Here is a 15,094-nt window from a genome sequence, read left to right as displayed (position 1 = left end):
CAACGGTATCAGAATTCGCTGTTCAGGTCTGCCGGCGAAGGGCGCGCAGGACGCCGAAGAACCCGATCAGCCCGATCGGGGCGATCCCGTAGAAGAGCGAGCGCACAGCGGTTTCGTTCTCCGTTCCGGCCAGGTTCACGAGCAATCCCGCGAGCGCGGCGCCGAAGGTCCCCGCGACCAACTGCGCGACGGAGATGCCCGCTGCCGCGCGCCCCTTCGTCGGGGTCTTCTGCCGAGCGCATCACCAACACGGCCAGGTGCGGCCAAGCGATCCCGACGCCCATCCCGGCGACCAGCACCGAAGCGCCGAACAAGGCGCGGTCGCAGGAAAGGCGCAAAGAGCCGGCGAGGACCAGCGCCGCCGCTGTCACGAGCGGACCTGCGACGAGGATGGCCCGAACGCGGCGCGGGCCGACCACCGGCACACTGGGAAATTCGCCGAGTGTCCAGCCCAGCGCGAACAGCGCTCCGAAGAATCCTGCGGCGACCGGAGAAAGCCCGCCGAGACGCTGTCCGAAAAGGGGGATGAAGATCTCCACCGACGTCCCGGCGGTGAGCGCGCCGATGACGAGGTAGGCCCAGGGCAGTGTGGAACCGCGGGCATAGGCGACGGGCGGCAAGACGCCGTGCTTCGCCCGGGAGTCGGCCCAGAAAAAGCCGGTCACGAGCGTTGCCGCGGCGACGAGCGCCAGCCAGAGCCCGAGCCTGCTCGGGGCTGCGCTCGCGACGCTGGCGGCAAGTTCGGCCCCGACGAGCAGGGACAACGAGAACAACGACGGCAATCCTCGGGGCCGTTGGGCGCGCGGGCTCCTTCGGAACGCGAACGGTGTGACGGCAGCGGTCAGCGAGGTCACCGCCAAGAGGACCAGGAATGCGCCGCGCCAGGCGTGGGCCTGCGCGAAGAGCCCGCCTGCGGCGGGGCCGAGAAAGGTGCCGAGCCCCCACATCGCGGACACCAGGCCCGAGGCGTACGCCCATAAGCGCTCGGGCAAGGCCGAGCGCATCGTGGCGTAGCCGAGCCCGGACAGCAGGCCGCCGCCGATCCCTTGCACCGACCGTCCGAGCAGCATCTCCGCCATGCTCTGGCTGACCGCGCAGACGAGCGTGCCGGCGCCGAAGAGCGCGAGCGCGGCGAGGTACGCATTCCTCGGTCCCCAAGCGCCGACGAGCGCGCCGACCGATGTCACGGAGAGCACCGAGCTGATGAGGAACGCGGTCATGGTCCACGCGTAGTAACGCTCGCCGCCGATCTCTGCGACGGCCGTCGGCAACAGGCTCGCGGTCAGGTAGGCGTTCGTGGCGTACAGCGCGACGCCCGCGGCGAGGACGAAAGCCGCCGGGGCGTGTTTTTTGCCGAGCAGCTCGCCCCAAGAGCCAGCCCGGCGCGCAGTGCCTTGCCCGTCCGGAATCATGGGTCTAGCCTAAATGCTCAAGCACGCTTGAGGTCAAGGCGCGCGAAGACCAGCAGGACAGCTCCCGAGGAGGCGCGCGTGGTGGCCGTCAAACACCAGCTGTTGAGCATCGGCGACGTGGCCGAGCGAACCGGAACGGCCGTGTCCGCGCTGCGCTATTACGAGTCCCTTGGGCTGATCCGTTCGACGCGCACGGCGGGCAACCAGCGCCGATTCCCCCGGCACACCCTGCGCCGGGTGTCGGTCATCCTGGCCGCGGGCAGGTTCGGGATCCCGCTCGCGGAGGTCGCGGAGGTGTTCGCGGGCCTGCCCGAGGACCGCAGCCCGAACCGCGCCGACTGGCGCAGAATCGCGGCTCGGTGGCACGACAGGCTCGAGGCCCGCAGAAAGGCGATCGAACAGATGCAGGCCGAGCTCACCGGGTGCATCGGGTGCGGCTGCCTGTCCCTGAAAAGCTGCATGACGCTGAACTGGGGGGACGAGTTGCGAGCCGAAGGGCCAGGCCCGAGACGGCTCACCGAGCTCTATTCTCCAGAAAAGTGATTTCGGTCATATTTCCTTTGCGGACGCCGCGCCGAGAGGCATAGAGTCGTTTATGTCTACTGAATTGACATACTCGCCGGTGAGCGCTGGCGCAACACCCACGACAGAAAACGAGGACGCAGGATGACCGACGCGAACCAAGTGGCGGATTGGGACAGCATCTACCGAGGGGAGTCAGAACACCTCAAGGGAGAGCCGCCCTGGAACATCGGCGAGCCGCAGCCGGAGATCAACGCCCTCATCGAGGCGGGCGAAGTCACCGGCGCAGTCCTCGACGCGGGGTGCGGCCACGCCGAGACGTCGCTCAAGCTCGCCGCGCTCGGGCACACGGTCGTGGGCTTGGACCTGTCCCCCACTGCGATCGCCGCGGCCCGGAAGGCGGCCGAGAAGCGCGGGCTGTCGGACAAAGCCGCCTACGAGACCGCGGACATCAGCTCCTTCACCGGCTACGACGGCCGCTTCGACACGATCATCGACTCGACCCTCTTCCACTCGATGCCCGTTGAGCTGCGCGAAGGCTACCTTTCCTCGATTCTGCGCGCGGCTGCCCCCGGCGCGAAATACATCGTGCTCGTCTTCGACAAAAACGCTTTCCCCGAAGGGATGGGGGGCCCGAACGGCGTGGACGACACGGAGCTGCGCGAGCTCGTGTCGAAGTACTGGACGGTCGACGAGATCCGGCCCGCGTTCATCCACGCGAATCTGGACTGGGCGAACATGCACGACGCATTGCCCGAAGGGGTCGTGTTCCCGGAGTACCCCAAGGACGAGAAAGGCCGCTCGAAAGCGCCGGCCTGGTTGCTCCGCGCGCACAAGCCCTGACCGGGGCGCACGGCGGCCTGGCTATGCGTCCGGCAGCAGCAGCTTGCCGATGAACTCCGCCAGCTGGCGCCCGTTGCGGCACTCGTGCATGGGCAGCACGGACTGGTATCGGTTGGCTTCCGAATCGCCGCTGCCCCAGCCCGCCGCAGATTCCGGGTTCAGCCAATGCGCGTGTTTGACCTTGCCGGCGATCTCGCGCAGCGCGTCCAGATTGGGGTCGAGGTAGTTCGTCCGCCCGTCGCCGAGGATGAGCAGCGAGGTGTCGCGGGTGAGCGAATCCTCGAAACGGTCCAGAAAAAGGCCGAACGCGCTGCCGTAGTCAGAACGCCCCACCGAACCGGACACGTCCGCCTCGGTGAGCGCGCGGCGGATCATCTCCGCCAAATCGGCCGATTCGACGAACAGCTGAGTGATCTCGTCGATCCGGTCGACAAAAGCGAAGGCCCGCACCCTGGAGAAACGCTCCCGCAGAGCGTGCACGAGCAACAGCGTGAATTGGCTGAACGCCGCCACCGAGCCGGAGACGTCGCACAGGACGACAAGGTCGGGGCGTTTCGGGCGGGGCTTTTTCCGCACGAGCCGCACCGGCACGCCCGCAGTGGCGTGCGCCCGGTGCAGCGTCTTGCGCAGGTCGATCCGCTGCCCCGCGCCCGGCCGCCTCGACTGCGACAAGCGGTTCGCGAGCAGGCGCGCAAGGGTCACGATCTCCCGGCGCATCATCATGAGCTCCGCGTTCGTCGCCTGCTGCACGTTGAGCACAGAGAGCGGCGGGCGGATCGAGTACTCCGCGACCCGCTCGCGGCCCTGGATCTGCGAAACCCTGCGGCTTGTCTCCTGACGGATCTCCTCCTGCAGGCGGGCGACACGCTGACGGGCGTCCGCCTGGGCGACACGCTGGTCGGTCGCGTCCGGGTCGACCGACCCGGAGAGCAGGCCGTGGATGAGACGTTCCGCGAGGCCGTCCAGTTCCAGGCGGCGGGTGGCCTGATACGCGGAGAACGAGCCGCCGCGCGAGGATTGGTACCGCCCCAAGCGGTCCACGATCGCCGCGACGAGCCGGGAGAGCCGCCGCCGGCCCTGCGGCGAGTCGTCCGCCATGAGCTCGGCGAGCGTCTCGTTCAGAGCCGCTTGATCGATCTCGCCGTTCTCGTCGAGCGGCAGCACGACCTCGTCCTCGCCTCTCCCGCCCGCGTTTTCGCCGATCCGCTCCGGGAACCACAGCTCGAAGAGCCCGTCGAACACCCGGCGGTGCTCCGGGCGCCGCACGAGTGTGGCCCCGAGCGCTTCGCGCAGCTGCTCACGGTCGAGGATCTCGATCACGGACAACGCTTGGGCGGCGTCGATCACCTGGGAAGGGCTCACGTCGACTTCCGTGCCCCGCAACGCCTCGACAAGGCTCATCATCCGCTCGCTCACCCCGTCCAAGGGCGTGGGGGGAGGCGCCTCGGGCGGCGCGGGCTCCGTTGCGGCGCGCTCGATGAGCGGCTCCCCGCCGGAGAGCTTTCCGAACTGCCGCTCCGCCGCTTTGCGCAGAGCGGGCAAGGCGGGCACGGGCAGCCGCCATTTCGGGCCCGCCACGGCTAGAGCTTCAGCTCTTGCCGGGCGACGTCGTGATCGCCCCGGTGTTTGAGCACAGCGCCCAGACTCGCCGTGATGGCCTTGTCGGAAAGCTTCGCGCCCTCGCCCTGGCCCAAAGCGATGAGGGTGCGCGCCCAGTCGATGCTCTCCGCCACCGACGGCGGCTTCTTCAAGCTCAGCCCCCGCAAGACGCCGACCACGCGAACCAGCTGCTCCGCCATAGCACCGCCCAGCTGCGGCACACGTTCGGCGAGGATTGCGCGCTCCAAATGCGGTTCGGGGAAATCAATGTGCAGGAACAGGCAGCGGCGCTTGAGCGCCTCGGAGAGTTCCCGGCTGGCGTTCGAGGTGAGCAATGTGAACGGGCGGCGGGTGGATTCGATCGGGCCGAGCTCGGGGATGGTGATGGCGAAATCGGAGAGCACCTCCAACAGCAACCCTTCGACCTCGACGTCGGCCTTGTCGATCTCATCGATGAGCAGCGTCGTCGGATCAGTCTGGCGGATCGCGGTCAACAGTGGGCGCTCTAAGAGGAATTCCTCGGTGAAGATGTCGTTTTTCGTCTCTTCCCAGCCGCCCCCGTTCCCGCCGCTGTGCGCCCGGTTGCCGGTCTGCACCCGCAAGATCTGCATGGCGTAGTTCCACTCGTAGAGCACTCGGGATTCGTCCACGCCCTCGTAGCATTGCAGACGCACGAACCTCGCCCCCGCCGCCGCCGCGACGGCTTTGGCGAGTTCGGTCTTGCCGACCCCGGCGGGGCCTTCCACCAAGAGCGGCTTGCCGAGCTGGTCCGCGAGGAACACGGCGGTGACCACCGCGTCGCTCGCGAGGTAGCCGGTTTTTCTGAGCCGTTCTTTGACATCGGGGACGCTGGTGAAGAACGGTTGGAGTTTGCTGTCTGTCATACGGTCGCCTTTTTCATGAGACGCCCCTGCGCGAGCAGGCCCAAGGGCGCTTGTGCGGTCGCGCTCATGCGGGCCGGACCTGCCCGTCTCCCCAGACCACCCATTTCGTGCTGGTGAGCGCCTGAAGACCCATGGGGCCTCGGGCGTGCAGTTTCTGAGTGGAGATGCCGATTTCCGCGCCGAGACCGAACTGTTCGCCGTCCGTGAACGCGGTCGAGGCGTTCACCATGACCGCCGCCGCGTCCACCCGCGCGGTGAACTCGTCGGCGGCCGCGAGGTTCTTGGTGACGATGGCTTCGGTGTGGCCGGTGCCCCATCGCTCGATGTGGGCGAGCGCGCCGTCCACCCCGTCCACGACCGCAAGGGCGATGTCGAGGGACAAATACTCCTCGGCCCAGTCGGCTTCGACGGCGGGCACCAGGCCGGGCAGGTCGCCGTGCACCGTCACGCCCGCGCCGCGCAGGGCGGCGATGATCTTCGGGGCCGCCTCGTCGGCGATCGCGCGGTCCACGAGCACAGTCTCGACCGTGTTGCACACGCTGGGACGGCGGGTCTTGGCGTTGAGCAGGATGGCGATCGCCTGGTCGAGGTCGGCTGCGGCGTGCACGAAAAGGTGGCAGTTGCCCACGCCGGTCTCGATGGCGGGCACGGTGGCCTGGGCGACGACGGCATTGATGAGCCCCGCGCCGCCGCGCGGGATGATCACGTCCACGAGGCCTCGGGCTTGGGCGAGCGCAGTGACGCTGGCGTGGCTGGCGCTCGGCAGCAGTTGCGCGGCGTCCTCGGGGAGCCCGTGCTCGGCGAGCGTCTCGCGCACGAGGCGCACCAGGGCTTCGTTCGAACGCGCGGCGGAGGCGGAACCGCGCAGGAGGACCGCGTTGCCGGATTTGAAAGCGAGCCCGAAGCCGTCGACGGTGACATTCGGGCGGGCTTCGTAGACGATGCCGACGACCCCCAGCGGCACCCGCTGCTGGCGCAGCTTGAGTCCGTTGGGCAGGGTGCGCCCGTCCACCACTTCGCCGACCGGGTCCGCGAGCGCCGCGACCTGGCGCAGGCCAGAAGCGACGGCGTCGATCCTTGCCGGATTCAGACGCAGCCGGTCTGTGAGGCTCTCGGACATGCCGGCGGCGGCTCCCGCAGCCTCGTCCACAGCGTTGGCGGCGATGATGTCGTCGCTCTTCGCGACGATCTTCTGGGCGGCCGCGAGCAGGACGGCGTTCTTGTGCGCGGCGGAGAGCAGCGCGAGTTCGCGAGAGGCGGTTTTCGCCCGACGGGCGAGCGCGCGGACCTCGTGGGCCACCGCCTCGTCAGAGGGGGCGACAGTAGGGACAGCAGTCACCTCTCAACGGTAGCAGCAGCCCGACAGGGAGTCTCAGCTCTGCGGCGGCGCATAGTGCTGCTGGAAAGGCTGGGGAGTAGGCGCAGGGTATCCGGGGTACTGCGCTGGGACGCCTTTGGGTTTCGAAGTCCTGACTATGACGAGCACCAAAGTGGCGATTTGGAGCAAAAAACAAGGAAAATCAGGCCGATCTCGACAAAAAACATGTCGCAACCATAGCGCTGTTGCCGAGGGAACGAGCAGCGCAACAATATTCACTTGACGTAAAATTACATATTGTGTATATTTTTGGCATGACCACAGCCCTGGTCTCCCAAAACCAGCCCGACCAACAGCACCAGCCCGGCTTGCGCGAGCGCAAGCGAACGGCCTGCGCCGCGCAAATCCACGAGGCGGCCATCCGCCTCGTGGCCGAACACGGCTATGAGGCGGTCACCATCGCACAGATCGCCGAAACGGCGGCGGTGTCGCCGAAGACCGTCTTCAACTATTGGGGCTCCAAGGACGGGGCCATCCTCGGGGTCGGCGAGACCGGACCGGACTCCGCCTGGTCCCAGGCGTACCTCGCGCCCGAGAACACCGACCACTTCGGACCGATCATCGATCTGCTCGCCACGCGCAGCGCCGGTCAGAGACAGGAACACGCGCGGCTCATGCTGCGTGTGTTCCAGGAACAGCCGCGCCTGGTCGGCCTGCGCCTCGCCCATGCCGCCGAGACCGCCGAAGCCTTCGCGGCGCTCTGCGCGGCGAAGCTCGGCCAGCTCCGCCCCGACCACGACGCGCAAAAGCTGGCGCAAGAGGCGCGGCTCATCGTCTCCATCGCCCTGGCCGTCGCCCGCCACGCCTGGCAGGAATGGGCTCGCGACGAGGACGGGCGTCCGCTCGAAACGCACCTCGCCACGAGCCTCGAACTGCACCAGAAGCTCTGCAACGACATGATCTCGGCCAACGGAGGGAAACAATGAGCCAAGCAACGACGAGCACGACCAACCAGCCCGCGCAAACCAGAATCGGGCCTGTCCTTGGGGCGGTGCTGGCCACCATGCTGCTCGCGGCGCTGGATCAGATGATCTTCTCCACCGCGCAGCCCACTATCGTCGGCGAACTGCACGGCGTGAACCACCAGATGTGGATCGCGGCCGCCTACATGCTCACCTCCACCGTCATGATGCCCGTCTACGGCACATTCTCCGACCTCCTCGGCCGCAAACCGCTCTACCTCTGGGCCATCGGGGTGTTCCTCCTCGGCTCGGTCATCGGCGGCCTCGCGCAATCCATGACACAGCTCATCGTCGGCCGAGCGGTGCAAGGCCTCGGCGGCGGCGGGCTCATGATCCTGTCGCAAGCCATCATCGCCGACGTGGCCCCGCCCCGCCAACGCGGCAAATACATGGGCATGATGGGAGCGGTGTGGGGCCTGGCCTCGGTGCTCGGCCCGCTCCTCGGCGGCTGGTTCACCGAAGGCCCCGGCTGGCGTTTCGCATTCTGGATGAACCTGCCGCTGGGCGGATTCGCCGTCGCGGCCACGCTGCTCTTCTTGCGGCTCCCGACGAACCGCCCGGCGAAAATCCGCGCGGACGTCGCCGGGATGGCCACCATGGCGGTGTCGGTGTCGGCCCTCATGCTCGCCACCTCGCTCGGCGGACAACCCGAGCACCCGTGGAACTCCGGGGCCATCCTGGGGCTCCTCGCCGCCTCGGCCTTTTTCGCGCTGGTCTTCGCGCTCGTGGAACTGCGCGCCGAACATCCGCTCATCCCGTTGCGGATCTTCGCCATGCGCAACGTTCGCCTCGCCATCGTCGCCGGCCTCATCGTCGGGGTCGCCATGTTCGGAGCCTGCACGTACATCCCGACCTACCTGCAAATGGTCAACGGGCTTTCCACCACCACATCGGGGCTGCTCGCAATCCCGATGATGCTGGGCATCCTGCTCGCCTCCACGCTCGGCGGCGCGTTCACCACGCGCACCGGCCGATACAAAATCCTGCCGGTCATCGGGACGGTGGTCATCGCGCTCGGGCTGTGCCTCTCGTCGACGATGAAGGTCGACACCTCGAACTGGTCGATCGCGGCGTACCAGCTCGTGCTCGGAGCCGGAATCGGCATGTGCATGCAGACCCTCGTGCTGATTGTGCAGAATTCGCTCCCAGCGGGCGAAGTCGGCGTCGCGACGGCCTCGTACAACTTCTTCCGCCAGATCGGCATGTCTCTCGGAGCCTCCCTCGTCGGCAGCGCCTTCGTCGGCAAGCTCCACGACCAGCTGAACGGGAAACTCGCCGCGCTGCCCCCGCAGGAGCGGGCAGCGCTCGGCGGCGGAGCCGACCAGTTGCAGCCCGAACTCGTCAACCGGATCAAAGACGCGCACCCCGCGCTGCACGACGCGGTGGTCCACGCGTTCAACAACGCGCTGACCCCCATTTTCGCCGACCTTGTCCCAGTCGTGCTCATCGCCTTCATCGCCGCGCTGTTCCTCAAGGAAGTCGCTTTGCGCACCACCCTCGACACGCCCCAGGACGCGCTCGCGGCCGAGCTGCCCGCAACTGCTGTCGAGGGCAGCCTTCGGCAGGCCCGCGCCGAGAACGCTACGCGGACGGACACGTTCGCAACGTCTGCGCGATGACCTTCGCGGACCGGGCGTCGACCGCCAGGCCGTAGCCCCTCGCGACCGCCGCGAACTGCCGCGCGTACGAGCAGCCGAACGCGCGCTCCTTCGGCATCCACTGCCCCGGCGGCTGATCGCCCTTGTCCTCGTTCGCGCCCCCGTCCACCGCGATCAGGTTCGCCGGGTCGTTGGCGAAACGCCGCCGCAACGCGGGGTCCCAGTTCTTCGCCCCCATGTCCCAGGCGTACGCCAGCGGCACAATATGGTCGATCTGGACCTTCGCGCTGGAGTCCTTGCCCCGCTGGAAATGCACCCACTGGCCCGTGTAGGGGTCGTGCAGGTCGCCGACCGCGACGGCTTGCGGACAGCGGCGCGTGGACACGTATTGCTTGTGGATCAAATCTCGGTTCAAAACGTCGTCCCGCGTGTCGCAGCCGTTGTGCCCGTCCGGAGCGTCGGTGTCGTCCGTCCACGCCTCGCCGAAGGCGCTGCGCCGATAGTCCCGCGCGCGCGGCCGCGCGTCCACCACCCGCACGCCGAGCTGCTGCGCGGCCTGGGCTTTGCTCGGCCCCCCAAAACCAAGGGCCTCGTGTATCTGGTCCCAATGCGCCTGGACCACCACCGCCACGGCCAGCGCCGCGAACACCGCGGCGCGGCGGACCCCCTTCGACATCCTCACCATTTCTCCAAATATTCCGCTTCCGCTTCGGTGAGCACGGAATCGAAGGCCTGCGACAGCGAGGCGTCCGCGTCGGCGGCCGCCGCCAACGCGTCAGCCACGTCTCGGGCGTCGGCGATGACCTCCTCATCCCTGGTCACGGACAATAATCGCAATGAGCGGGAACGTCCGGACTGCGCCACGCCGATGACGTCCCCCTCGCCTCGGATCTTCAAATCCAACTCTGCGAGCTCGAACCCGTCGAGACACGCCGCCACTTGCTCAAGCCGGGCCAGCGCCGCCCCGCCCAGGCGGGTGGTGAAAAGACAGAGCCCGGGGTGCTCGCCCCGGCCGACCCGGCCGCGCAACTGATGCAGCTGGCTGATGCCGAACCGATCCGCGTCAAGAACGACCATCACCGTCGAGTTCGGGACGTCCACGCCCACCTCGATCACCGTTGTCGACACCAGCACTTGCGTTTCCCCCGCCGAAAAAGAAGCCATCGCCTGGTCCTTTTCCGCAGCTGGCAACGCGCCGTGCATGAGCCCGAGCCGCACGCCAGCTAGGGCGCCCCCGGAGAGCTCCGCGTGCACGTCGACAGCGGCCCTCGGCGGCGGCGGACCTTTTTTCTCCTCCGGCTGCTTGGGCTTCGCGGGTTTCTTCGCCGCGCCGGTCTTCTTGTCTTTCGCGGCGTCGCTGTCTTTCTCCTGGGCTCCCGGATCCTGAATTCGGGCGCACACCACATACGCCTGCCTGCCCGCAGACACTTCCTCGCGCACCCGCTCCCAGGCCCGGCGCAGCCATTCCGGTTTGCGTTTCTCGTCCACCACCGAGGACGTGACACCGGCCCGGTTCGTCGGCAACCGCTTGATCGTGGACACTTCGAGCTCGCCGAACACCGTCATCGCGACAGTGCGCGGGATCGGAGTCGCCGTCATCACCAACAAATGCGGCAACCGCCCGCCTGCCCCCCTGCCACGCAACGCGTCCCGCTGATCCACGCCGAAGCGGTGCTGCTCGTCCACCACGACAAGGCCAAGGTCGGCGAAGACAACCTTCTCCGAGAGCAAAGCGTGCGTGCCGATCACGATGTTCGCCTCCCCGCTCGCCACTTGCGCGAGCGCCGCTTTGCGCGCGGCGGCGCCCATCGAACCGGTGAGCAGCACGATCCTGAGCCCATCGGGGTCGCCGTCCAGCTCGCCGCCCCGCCCGAGCGGCCCGAGGAGCTTGCGCAGCGTCGCGTGGTGCTGCGCGGCCAACACTTCGGTCGGGGCGAGCAGCGCGCATTGGCAACCCGCGTCGATCACTCGAAGCATCGCGAGAAGGCTCACGACCGTTTTCCCAGAGCCCACCTCGCCATGCAAAAGGCGGCTCATGGGGACAGGTTTGGCGAGATCGGCGTCGATCTCGCACCGCACCGCCTGCTGGTCCTCGGTGAGCTGGAAAGGCAGTCGGGACTCGAATTTCGCGACACTGCCCTGCGGGCTCGGCGGACAGGCGAGCGCTGTGGCATGGGCCAGCGCGGCCCGTCGTTTGGCGAAGGCGAACTGCACCGCCAAGGCCTCGTCAAAACGCAGCCTGGCCTGGGCCGCCGCGACCTGCTCCACAGACTGCGGGTTGTGGACGGCCCGCAAAGCTTGCTCCAACCCCAAAAACCCGCGCTGCGCGCGCATGGACTCCGTCAAAGGGTCCTCTATCGGGGCGAGCCGGTCCAACACTGTCCCGATATGCCTGCGCAGATCCCAACTGGACACGTTTTTGCTCGCCGGATACACCGCCATGAGCTCCGAGCGCCACTCGGACGGATCGAGTTGCAGCTCAGGATCGACGCTGCGGGCGTACGCGGCGATCTGGCCGGAACCAGTGACCTTCCCGTCGACCGCGGCCGGCGCGTCCGGCAGCAGGATGAAGCCGGGATGGGCCAGTTGGAGCTTGCTGCCGTACGTCGAGACCTCGCCGTCGAACATGTAGCGCTGGCCCTTGTTCAGCTTCTCCTGCGTCCACTTCTTCGGGTTGAAAAACACCACCTCGTACACATTCGTCCCGTCGGAGACTTTCAGGACCATGCGCATTTTTCTCGGATCGCTCTTGAACCGCAGGAGGGCCTTGTCGATGACTTCGGCGATGATCGTGACATGCTCCCCGACCTGGGCCAACCTATTCCCAAGGAGCTGGCCGGGGCGCGCGTAGTCCCTCGGGTAATGCCGCAGCAGCTCCCCGACCGAGGCGATCCCGAGCTCCTCGGCGAGTTTGGCGGCTTTCGCGGCCCCGATCACCGGGGCCAGCGGGTCGGCGAGCACGAGCCCGCTCATTCGACGCCCACCTGCACGACCTCGTCGGGCTGGCCGCCGTCAAAGACGACGAGCTCGATCCCCGGATGGCGCTTGCGCATATGCTCGACCATCCCGTCCGTGACGGACTCGTCGCCCAACTGCCCCACCAGGACCGTCACGAGTTCGCCGCCCGAGGCGAGCATGAGGTCCACGAGTTCCGCCCCGGCGCGCGCCTTGTCCGCCGACACGAGCACAACCTCTTCGCCGACCACGCCGAGACAGTCCCCGGCGGCGCATTTGCCCGCCCACGTGAACGCCTCTTCCTGGGCCACGACCAATTTCGCCCACCTGGCCCCCGCGGCCGCCGAGGCCATCGTGTACTCGTCATCCCCCGCGGCCTGGCCTGGGTCGTGCACCGCGATCGCCGCAAGCCCTTGCACCGGGGAGGCGCAGGGCAGGAACCGGACCCCTCGGCCCGCAGCCCGGATCCGAGAAGCCGCGCGGATCAGCTCCGGCCCGGCAAGCGCGCCATTGGGCAGGACGAACACCTCGTGCGCACCGAGTTCCGTCGCGGCTTCGGCCAATCTGGCGGCGGACACCTCGGCGCCGGCTTCGAGCACATGCGCGCCCGCGTCGCGGAACAAGGCCGCTATGCCTTCGCCCGCGGCCAACGCGAGGACCGCCCGCGTCGCCTGCGGCTGCGGCTGCGGCTGCGGCAGATTGGTGATCCGCACCGCCACGACGCGGCCCGCCTGTATCCCGGCGAGCACGGCGGCTCCCGCGTCGGCGGTGTGCACATGGGCTTTGAGCCGGAAGCCGTCCCCGGCCAACACCACAGAATCGCCGAGCGCCGTCAGCCGCGCCCGAAGCTCGGCCAAAGCCTCCTCGTCCAGGTCGAGCAGTTCTAACTCGACTTCGTGGCGCTGCTGCGCGGGCTCATGCTGGTGCGCGTCTGATCCGGGGGCGGGAGCCGCCGGTTCCGGGCGTGCCCCGCCCAGGCTCGGGGCTGCCCGCTGCAGCAGCGAGGGCGGGAAGAACAGGTCTGGCGCCGACGCGCGCGCGGCGGGAGCCTCGTGCCCGGCGGCGCGCTCGTGCGCCCCCTCGTCCACCGCCTCGGCGAGCGCGTCGAGCACACAGAGCAGGCCCAGGCCGCCCGCGTCCACCACTTTGGCCTCAGCCAGCACCGGAAGCTGCTCCGGCGTGCGGGCGACCGCCAGCACAGCCGCTTGGGTCACTGGGCCGAGAACGGCCGCGAGTTCCTGCGCCCCCTCGGCCACAAGCTCATGCGCCCGCTCCGCCGAAGCCCGCAACACCGACCACGCGGTGCCCTCCGCCGGCTCCGCCACAGCCTCTTGGACCAAGACCACCGACCGGGCGAGGGCGTCGGCGTATCCGGCCGCGTCCAACGCCCGATCTGCGAGTGTCTGCGCGAACGCCCGCCAGAACTGGGTGAGGATGATTCCGGAATTGCCTCGTGCGCCGTCGAGCACCCCCTGCAGCAAAGCCGCCGCGACGGCGGCGGGCGTCCAAGGCCCCCGTTGGTGGAACTCGGAGAGCGCGACCAGACCTGCGCGCATCGTGGCGAGCATGTTCTTGCCAGTGTCGTGGTCCGCCACCGGAAAAACGTTCACCGCGTCGATCTGCGGCTGCGCGTGGGCGAGGCGCTCGGTCGCGATCCGGGCCCAACGGTCGATCACAACGGCGTCGCCGTGCCCGCCCCCAGGATTCAGAGCGCCCAATCCACCGGCTCCCCGCCCTGATCGACGAGATGCTGGTTCGCCCTGCTGAACGGGCGCGAGCCGAAGAAGCCCCGATGCGCGGACAGCGGCGACGGGTGCGCGGACTCGATCACCGGCACGCCGGGCAGGAATTGCTTCGCCGTGCCCGCGTCTTTGCCCCACAGGACCGCGACGAGCGGGGCCTCCCTCGCGCCGAGCGCGCGGATCGCCTGCTCGGTGACCGCCTCCCAGCCTTTCCCCCGGTGCGAAGCAGGTTCGCCGGGGCGCACGGTGAGCACTCTGTTGAGCATCAGCACGCCGCGCTCGGCCCATCCGATGAGCGAGCCGTTCTTGGGCCGCGGCAGGCCGAGGTCTGCGGTGAGCTCTTGAAAGATGTTTTGCAGACTCTTCGGCAATGGCGAGACGTGCTCGTCCACGGCGAACGAGAGGCCGATCGCGTGTCCTGGGGTCGGGTACGGGTCTTGGCCGACGATGAGGACTTTCACCTGCTCGAACGGGTATGTGAAGGCGCGCAGCACATTTTTGCCCTCAGGGAGGTAGGACCGTCCGGCGGCGAGCTCGGCGCGGAGGAATTCGCCCATCTGGCGCACCTGGCCCTCGACCGGGGCCAATGCTCGCGCCCATCCGGCCTCGACCAGCTCGGCGAGCGGTCGGGCGCTCACGAAAGCCTCCGCAAACCCTCGCGGTGCTGTTGGGAGTAGTACAAGTACGCGGCGACATTGAGCTGGATGTGGTCCTCGGGGACCTGGTGGCCCTCGCGCACCTTCGCGGGCACCCCCAGCGCGAGGGAACGGGCCGGGATCTTCGCACCAGGAGAGACCACCGCCCCTGCGCCAATGACCGCCCCCTCTTCGACGACCGCGCCGTTGAGGACCACGGACCCCGAGGCCACCAATGTGTTGCGCCCGATGAGAGCGCCTTCGATATGAGCGTTGTGCCCGACCACGCAGTCCTCCCCGATGATCGTGGGGTGGATGGCGGTGCAGTGCACAATCGTGCCGTCCTGCACGCTGGTGCGCTCCCCCACGACAATTTTTCCGGCGTCGCCGCGAAGGACTGCCGTCGGCCACACCGAAGCCCCCGCCGCAAGAGTCACGTCGCCGATGACCACCGCTTCGGGATGCACGAACGCTTCAGGGTGAATATCGGGGACGAGGTCGCCGAGCGCGTACAAAGTCATACGGGAACAGTACCGAACGCCGCTGACAAAGCCCGGTGGCTCC

13 protein-coding genes are annotated in these 15,094 nt (G+C 68.2%); 4 read left to right on the top strand and 9 right to left on the bottom strand.

Translation table 11 applies throughout. The annotated features are described in order from the left end of the window. Positions 1-8: 8 nt before the first annotated feature. Positions 9-1,412: an MFS transporter gene (locus SROT_RS05055; RefSeq protein WP_013137934.1), complete on the bottom strand. Its 1,404-nt coding sequence runs from the start codon at positions 1,410-1,412 to the stop codon at positions 9-11. Positions 1,413-1,490: 78 nt separating this feature from the next. Here SROT_RS05055 and soxR point away from each other — a divergent pair, with 78 nt between their 5' ends. Both soxR and SROT_RS05045 read left to right on the top strand, forming a co-directional pair. Continuing rightward, complete coding sequence (gene soxR / locus SROT_RS05050) at positions 1,491-1,955, top strand: redox-sensitive transcriptional activator SoxR (RefSeq protein ID WP_013137933.1); 465 nt, start codon at positions 1,491-1,493, stop codon at positions 1,953-1,955. A gap of 123 nt (positions 1,956-2,078) precedes the next feature. Further along, entirely contained in the window at positions 2,079-2,777 is a 699-nt protein-coding gene (locus SROT_RS05045; protein ID WP_013137932.1) for a class I SAM-dependent methyltransferase, read from the top strand. A gap of 21 nt (positions 2,778-2,798) precedes the next feature. Here SROT_RS05045 and SROT_RS05040 read toward each other — a convergent pair whose 3' ends face one another. The 3 genes from SROT_RS05040 to SROT_RS05030 form a co-directional block, all read right to left on the bottom strand. Then, positions 2,799-4,355, bottom strand: coding sequence for a vWA domain-containing protein (locus SROT_RS05040; RefSeq protein WP_013137931.1), 1,557 nt, complete (start codon positions 4,353-4,355; stop codon positions 2,799-2,801). Between the two features lie 2 nt (positions 4,356-4,357). Then, positions 4,358-5,260 (bottom strand): AAA family ATPase, encoded by a 903-nt coding sequence (locus SROT_RS05035; RefSeq protein ID WP_013137930.1) that lies wholly within the window; start codon positions 5,258-5,260, stop codon positions 4,358-4,360. Positions 5,261-5,324: 64 nt separating this feature from the next. After that, a complete protein-coding gene (locus SROT_RS05030; RefSeq protein ID WP_013137929.1) occupies positions 5,325-6,599 on the bottom strand; it encodes a glutamate-5-semialdehyde dehydrogenase in 1,275 nt (424 codons plus the stop codon). A 293-nt stretch (positions 6,600-6,892) separates the two neighbouring features. On the opposite strand from SROT_RS05030, the gene SROT_RS15540 reads away from it, so the two are divergent. Continuing rightward, a complete protein-coding gene (locus SROT_RS15540; protein WP_013137928.1) occupies positions 6,893-7,564 on the top strand; it encodes a TetR/AcrR family transcriptional regulator in 672 nt (223 codons plus the stop codon). Continuing rightward, positions 7,561-9,219: an MDR family MFS transporter gene (locus SROT_RS05020; protein WP_013137927.1), complete on the top strand. Its 1,659-nt coding sequence runs from the start codon at positions 7,561-7,563 to the stop codon at positions 9,217-9,219. The genes SROT_RS15540 and SROT_RS05020 overlap by 4 nt, the downstream gene beginning before the upstream one ends. Here SROT_RS05020 and SROT_RS05015 read toward each other — a convergent pair. The 5 genes from SROT_RS05015 to SROT_RS04995 are packed head-to-tail and all read right to left on the bottom strand — an operon-like array spanning position 9,182 to position 15,051. Further along, a complete protein-coding gene (locus tag SROT_RS05015) occupies positions 9,182-9,874 on the bottom strand; it encodes an HNH endonuclease family protein (protein ID WP_013137926.1) in 693 nt (230 codons plus the stop codon). The two genes, SROT_RS05020 and SROT_RS05015, sit on opposite strands and share 38 nt — an antisense overlap. 2 nt (positions 9,875-9,876) lie before the next feature. Then, positions 9,877-12,171, bottom strand: a complete 2,295-nt coding sequence (locus tag SROT_RS05010; RefSeq protein ID WP_013137925.1) for an ATP-dependent DNA helicase RecG — start codon at positions 12,169-12,171, stop codon at positions 9,877-9,879. Beyond that, the gene (locus SROT_RS05005; protein ID WP_013137924.1) at positions 12,168-13,871 is read right to left on the bottom strand and encodes a DAK2 domain-containing protein; all 1,704 of its coding nucleotides are present in this window, start codon (positions 13,869-13,871) and stop codon (positions 12,168-12,170) included. Before SROT_RS05005 ends, SROT_RS05010 begins: the two co-directional genes overlap by 4 nt. Then, positions 13,859-14,533, bottom strand: a complete 675-nt coding sequence (locus SROT_RS05000; protein WP_013137923.1) for a uracil-DNA glycosylase — start codon at positions 14,531-14,533, stop codon at positions 13,859-13,861. The genes SROT_RS05005 and SROT_RS05000 overlap by 13 nt, the downstream gene beginning before the upstream one ends. Then, a complete protein-coding gene (locus tag SROT_RS04995; protein ID WP_013137922.1) occupies positions 14,530-15,051 on the bottom strand; it encodes a gamma carbonic anhydrase family protein in 522 nt (173 codons plus the stop codon). Before SROT_RS04995 ends, SROT_RS05000 begins: the two co-directional genes overlap by 4 nt. Positions 15,052-15,094: the final 43 nt, after the last annotated feature.

Origin of the sequence: Segniliparus rotundus DSM 44985, from assembly GCF_000092825.1 — a bacterium.
In the GTDB taxonomy this organism is placed as follows: Bacteria; Actinomycetota; Actinomycetes; order Mycobacteriales; family Mycobacteriaceae; genus Segniliparus; species Segniliparus rotundus.
Note: the sequence above shows the minus strand (reverse complement) of the source record. Positions and strands in the feature narration are given on the sequence as shown.